General features: G+C 59.4%; 4 protein-coding genes. All 4 read right to left on the bottom strand.

The features are described 5' to 3' along the window. The coding region (locus tag FXV83_RS40505; protein ID WP_148745622.1) for an MFS transporter at positions 1-356 on the bottom strand (356 nt) is incomplete at its 3' end. A gap of 459 nt (positions 357-815) precedes the next feature. After that, complete coding sequence (gene glmS, locus FXV83_RS40500) at positions 816-2,642, bottom strand: glutamine--fructose-6-phosphate transaminase (isomerizing) (RefSeq protein WP_148745621.1); 1,827 nt, start codon at positions 2,640-2,642, stop codon at positions 816-818. A gap of 204 nt (positions 2,643-2,846) precedes the next feature. After that, on the bottom strand, positions 2,847-3,815 hold the full coding sequence (fcl, locus tag FXV83_RS40495) for a GDP-L-fucose synthase (protein WP_148745620.1): 969 nt from the start codon (positions 3,813-3,815) through the stop codon (positions 2,847-2,849). Further along, positions 3,796-4,881, bottom strand: coding sequence for a GDP-mannose 4,6-dehydratase (gmd, locus tag FXV83_RS40490; protein WP_148745619.1), 1,086 nt, complete (start codon positions 4,879-4,881; stop codon positions 3,796-3,798). The genes fcl and gmd overlap by 20 nt, the downstream gene beginning before the upstream one ends. Positions 4,882-5,971: the final 1,090 nt, after the last annotated feature.

Raw genomic sequence — 5,971 nt, 5'->3', positions numbered from 1 at the left:
GGTGCGGCAACGCCGATCGTCGCATAGCCGGGACAAAAGGCGATGATGATGGTGCCAATGGCCATGATCGAAAGCGTGATGATCAGGCCTTGCCGACGGCCAATCTGGTCAATATAGGCTCCAAGCACGATGGCGCCAACAGGTCGCATCAAGGCACCCAGCCAGAACACACCGAAGGTGTTAAGCAGTGAAGCGGTTTCGCTTCCTGATGGAAAGAACGCGTTTCCGATGGCACTGGCGTAGAACCCGAACAAGAAGAAGTCGAACTGCTCGAGGAAGTTGCCGCTCGTCGCACGTAAGATCGCGCCAATGCGCGATTTGGCATTCGGCGCGTGCGCAACGGACACTGGTGACATCGCGAGTTTTCCTCTCGGTTTGAAATGGCCGGTACCGGAGAAAATCTCACACCAGCCGAGTGCAGTTTCATGGCCGCGAATCGGCCATCAGGGCACTATCGACCAACCCGTAAGCGCCTGACGTTTCCGGCATATTTTCGGCAATTGCCGCAAACTCGCACAGTCTTTCGGGCTTTATTCCGCTCGCGCGGCAAGTGTGACTCTCAAGCTACTGAAACCTCGGGCAATTCCGGTGAGAAGCTTGTTATCTGTGTCGTGGCGGACGCACCAGCCTCGTAACTTGATTGGCCATAGATCTGCGCATGAGTCCCAGCTTCCCGATCATGAACCGGCACAACCAAGTACGCCAAGCGCTGGCGTCGCGCCTGGAGCTGGGCCGCACATCATGATGAGAACTGGCCAGGGCTTTGCGAGCCTTCGGTATCTGACCCACGACGATCCCAGGTGGCGCGCTTTGGCTCATTCGACGGTGACAGATTTCGCAAGATTTCGCGGTTGGTCGACATCCGTGCCCATCAAGGTGGCCGTGTGATAGGCCAGGAGCTGCACCGGAATCGCATAGACAATGGGCGTAAATGTCGTCCCCATCTCCGGCAGCACGATCGTCGCGAGTGTATCCATGGACGCCTCTACGGCACCGCTAGCGTCCGTTATCAAGATAATCTTGCCGCCGCGTGCGGCGACCTCCTGCATGTTCGAGATGGTCTTTTCGAAGAGCCGGTCGCAAGGAGCGATGACGATTACGGGAACGCTCTCGTCGACCAAGGCGATGGGGCCGTGCTTGAGCTCTCCGGCCGCATAGCCGGCGGCGTGAATATAGGAGATTTCCTTCAGCTTCAGTGCCCCTTCCAGCGCCAGTGGAAACGACGTGCCGCGACCAAGATATAGCACGTCACGCGATTTGGCGATGTCGCGTGCGAGCTTCTCGATCTGTGACTCGCTGGCAAGCGCCGCTCTGACTAGCCGGGGAATCTCGATCAGCGCTCGCACGAGATCGACCTCCTCGCTCTCCGACAATTCACCGCGCGCCTTGCCCGCAGCGACCGCAAGCGCCGCCAGGACGACCAACTGGCATGTGAACGCCTTGGTCGAGGCAACGCCGATTTCAGGTCCGGCGAGTGTCTGCAACACTGTCCCGCTTTCGCGCGCAATGGTCGAACTCAGAACGTTCACGATCGAGAGCGTATGCAGGCCTTGCGATTTGGCGTAGCGGAGCGCGGCCAGCGTATCGGCCGTCTCGCCGGACTGCGAGATGAAGATAGCAAGATCTCCCTTGCGCATCGGTGCCTCACGATAGCGAAATTCGGAGGCGACATCGAGCTCGATCGGAATACGAGCCAGCCGCTCGAACCAGTATTTGGCGATATGGCCGGCATAGCCTGCCGTACCGCAAGCCGTGATCGAGATATGTCCGATCTCGTCGAAATCGAACGGAAGCTCCTGCGGCAGTGCCACGCTCTCGGTGGCGATATCGACGTAATGCGCCAGCGTCTGCCCGATCACCTCTGGCTGTTCGTGGATTTCTTTTGCCATGAAATGGCGGTAGTTTGCTTTGTCCACGAGAACCGACGACGCGCCAGATTTCACCACTTCCCGGCGGGCGACTGTGCCTTGTGCGTCGTAGACCACGCTGAAGTTGCGGTTAAGCACAGCCCAATCGCCGTCCTCAAGATAGGTGATCGAGTCGGTAAGGGGCGCGAGCGCGATAGCATCCGATCCGAGATACATTTCGCCTTCGCCATGGCCGATCGCGAGTGGTGAGCCCTTGCGCGCACCGATCATGAGGTCGTGTTGACCCTTGAATAGGATTGCTAGCGCAAACGCGCCCACTAGCCGCGGCAGCGACGCTTTTACTGCTTCCTGCGGCGAGCAGCCACTTTTCAGATATGAGTCGATGAGATGCGCCACCACCTCGGTGTCTGTTTCAGAGGCGAAACAGGCGCCATGCTGTTTCAGATCCGCGCGCAGCTCGCGGAAATTCTCGATAATGCCGTTATGGACGACTGCAACATTGTCCGTTGCATGCGGATGAGCATTGTGCTCGGTCGGCTTGCCATGGGTAGCCCAGCGTGTGTGCCCTATCCCGGCATGGCCTGAGAGCGGATGGCAGCGAAGGCGTGTCTCAAGGTTCCTCAGCTTGCCCTCGGCGCGCCGAAGCTCGATATGATTTCCTTTGAGCGTTCCAATGCCTGCTGAGTCATAACCGCGATATTCCAGTCGCTTGAGTGAATCGATGAGGCGATCCGCGACCGGACCGCGCCCTAAGATACCGACAATTCCGCACATGCTAATCAGTTTACCTCAAGTTCAAAACAGAGCGTCCGCAAGGCGCGGCTGACCAATTCGCTCCAGTCTAGCCGTGCCTGCCCTCCATCGGGCACGCGTCACCCGGCAGTGCGCGAGCTCCGAGCAACACGTGGAGCCCCGTCGAATTCGCCGGAAGATCCTAAAGCAACTTTCTGGGAACCGAACAATGAACGCCATCAGCGGCTAGCAACTGCATGATTCTGTCCTTTTGTCCGATGTAGCCAAGAAGGCCTGGTAGGTCTGCCCCATTCCATCTGCGAGCCATGTCCTCGCGCGCCAGCCGAGGCTCGCCAGACGGCTGACGTCGAGCAGCTTGCGCGGCGTGCCGTCGGGGCGTGAGGTGTCGAACGTGATCTCGCCGATGTAGCCGACGACCTCGGCGACGCTGCGGGCAAACTCGGCAATGGTGATATCCTCGCCGGTGCCGATGTTGATCAGCTCCGCACCCGAATAGGTCTTCATCAGGTGCACGCAGGCATCCGCCATGTCGTCGACGTAGAGAAACTCGCGCCGCGGCGTGCCGGTGCCCCAGACCGCGACGCTCCTCGCACCCGCGACCTTGGCCTCGTGGAAGCGGCGGATCAGGGCGGCGACCACATGGCTCAATTCGGGATGATAATTGTCGCCGGGGCCGTAGAGATTGGTCGGCATCACGCTGATGAAGTCGCATCCGTACTGGCTGCGATAGGCCTCCGCCATCTTGATGCCGGCGATCTTGGCAATCGCGTAGGGCTCGTTGGTCGGCTCCAGCGGGCCGGTCAGCACCGAGTCCTCGCGCAAGGGCTGCGCCGCCAGCTTCGGATAGATGCAGGACGAGCCCAGAAACATCAGCTTTTCGGCGCCGCTCTGATGCGCAGCGTGGATCACGTTGGCCGCAATCGCGATGTTCTCGTAGATGAATTCTGCGCGCAGCGTGTCGTTGGCGACGATGCCGCCGACCCTGGCGGCGGCAAGGAAGACGACTTGCGGCCGCGTCTTTGCAAACCAGTTGAACACCGCGGCCTGGTTGCAGAGATCGACCTCGCGCCGGTCCACCGCGACGAGCTTGACGTCCTCCCGCGCCAGGCGGCGCACGAGCGCGCTGCCGACCATGCCGCGATGTCCGGCAACGTAGACGGTCTTGCCTGTCAGCTCAAACGGTGCGTTTGCCACCAGCCACATCCCGTTTTGCCTCCGCCAGATCGCTCGCCACCATTTCCTCGACGAGTTGGACAAACGTCCGCTTCGGCGTCCAGCCGAGCACCTCGCGTGCCTTGCTGGCATCACCGACGAGCAGATCGACCTCGGTCGGGCGGAAGTAGGTCGGATCGATCCGCACCACGGTCTTGCCGCTCTTGATGTCGATGCCGGTCTCGTCGATGCCCTCGCCGCGCCACCCGATGCGGCGACCGACCTGCGCGAACGACAGCTCGACCATCTCGCGCACCGAGCGCATCTCGCCGGTGGCGAGCACGAAGTCGTCCGCCTTGTCGGCCTGCAGGATCTTGTGCATGCCTTCGACATAATCCTTGGCATGACCCCAGTCGCGCTTGGCGTCGAGATTGCCGAGATAGAGCATCTTCTCCAGACCGACCTCGATACGGGCGACGCCGCGCGTGATCTTGCGGGTCACAAAGGTCTCGCCGCGGATCGGGCTCTCATGGTTGAACAGGATACCGTTGCTGGCGAACATGCCGTAAGCTTCGCGGTAGTTCACGGTGATCCAGTAGCCGTAGAGTTTTGCCACGCCATAAGGCGAGCGCGGATAGAACGGCGTGGTCTCCTTCTGCGGGATCTCCTGGACGAGACCATAGAGCTCGGAGGTCGAGGCCTGGTAGAACCGCGTCTCCTTCTCCATGCCGAGGATACGGATCGCCTCGAGCAGCCGCAGCACGCCGATGGCGTCGGCATTGGCGGTGTATTCGGGACTTTCGAAACTGACGGCGACGTGACTTTGGGCGGCGAGATTGTAGATTTCGGTCGGCCGGATCTGCTGCACCAGGCGGATCAGATTGGTCGAGTCCGTCATGTCGCCGTAATGCATCAGGAATGGCACGTCGCCAACATGCGGGTCCTGGTAGAGATGATCGACACGCGCGGTGTTGAACGACGACGAGCGCCGCTTGAGGCCGTGCACGACATAGCCCAGCGACAACAGATATTCGGCGAGATAGGCGCCGTCCTGCCCGGTGACGCCGGTGATCAGAGCGACCCGCCGTTTGCTCTCTTGGTTTGACAAATCGTTTCTCTGCGCAGGCTAATGTCAGTCCCCGATCGACGACGTCAATCGCGTCTGGCCTCTTCGAATGCGCAAGCGTCACGCTCTCGAAGTGCCGAGTTCTGGACCCTCTATAGGCATTACATCGATCGCTCAACTGTACCGAGGTAACCTTCCACATCGAAAGGGTTTTGAAGGACTATACGAAAGTTTGTAGTCCGGCAGATGTCGTTCGGCCTTCGCCCTAGAGGCGTTTCTCTATTGCTTGGGTGCGACCAATGGAATTGCGGCGCGGATATAGGAGGTAAGCAGACCTGTGGGGCCGAGAAGCGTTCCCCAGTCTCTGCGTGCTCAACTCGCGCTTCGAGCCAGGGAGTCCCCTCATTTCTTCTCCTTGTCTAAGAGTGTTCCAGGCTTGCTGTTCATCCAGTGCAACTGCGAGCAAGCCGGGCAAACAAAGCCTTGAAATTCGTTCTCTGTCGCGCAGTCCTTATCATCATCGATCCATTTCTGGACAATCATGGTGGTAATCGGGCAAGCAAAAGTGAAAGAGCGCATATTGACTCTGTGCTGTTTGAGTTCACAGAAAACGCTGCATGAATGGGCCAGTGCACCTGCTATGCAAGACCTCAAGGGAGATTATCGCGACGAGCCGTGTGCTCTGTGCCCCTAACGACGAATTCAGTAGCGGAAATAATCTGGCGGTTCGTTGCTCGCGAGTGCGGCACGGAATCAACAAAATGGTGCGTCTAGCGCGCGGACGATATGGCTCAGAAGGTCAGTGCTCGGTTCGGCGACCATCCCGCCGGGGGTCTTTTGGCGGTTTGCTGATCCCGAGCGCCCCTTCTCTTATCGAGGCCGGCGGCAAAGTCCCGGTTCTTGAGCAAACTTTCGGGGGATACAGCCTGAACTGACGGATCAACTGCCTCAATTATTGCTTTTTTGATTTGCAGCCCCTCGGCAGAAAGAAGTGGGATGAACTGCTCGTGGAGGGGGCGACCTGGGCCCTTAAACCACGCGCCGCCCGCTCGAATGCGCCGAAAGCAGCGTAAGCTTAGCATTACAGTTGCCCTTTCTGAAGATTTCTGAATCCATGGGCAACCATGATTCG

The sequence above is a fragment of the Bradyrhizobium hipponense genome, assembly GCF_008123965.1.
Taxonomy (GTDB): Bacteria; Pseudomonadota; Alphaproteobacteria; order Rhizobiales; family Xanthobacteraceae; genus Bradyrhizobium; species Bradyrhizobium hipponense.
The sequence above is the reverse complement of the archived record's forward strand: the minus strand, read 5'-3'. Positions and strand labels throughout refer to the sequence as shown.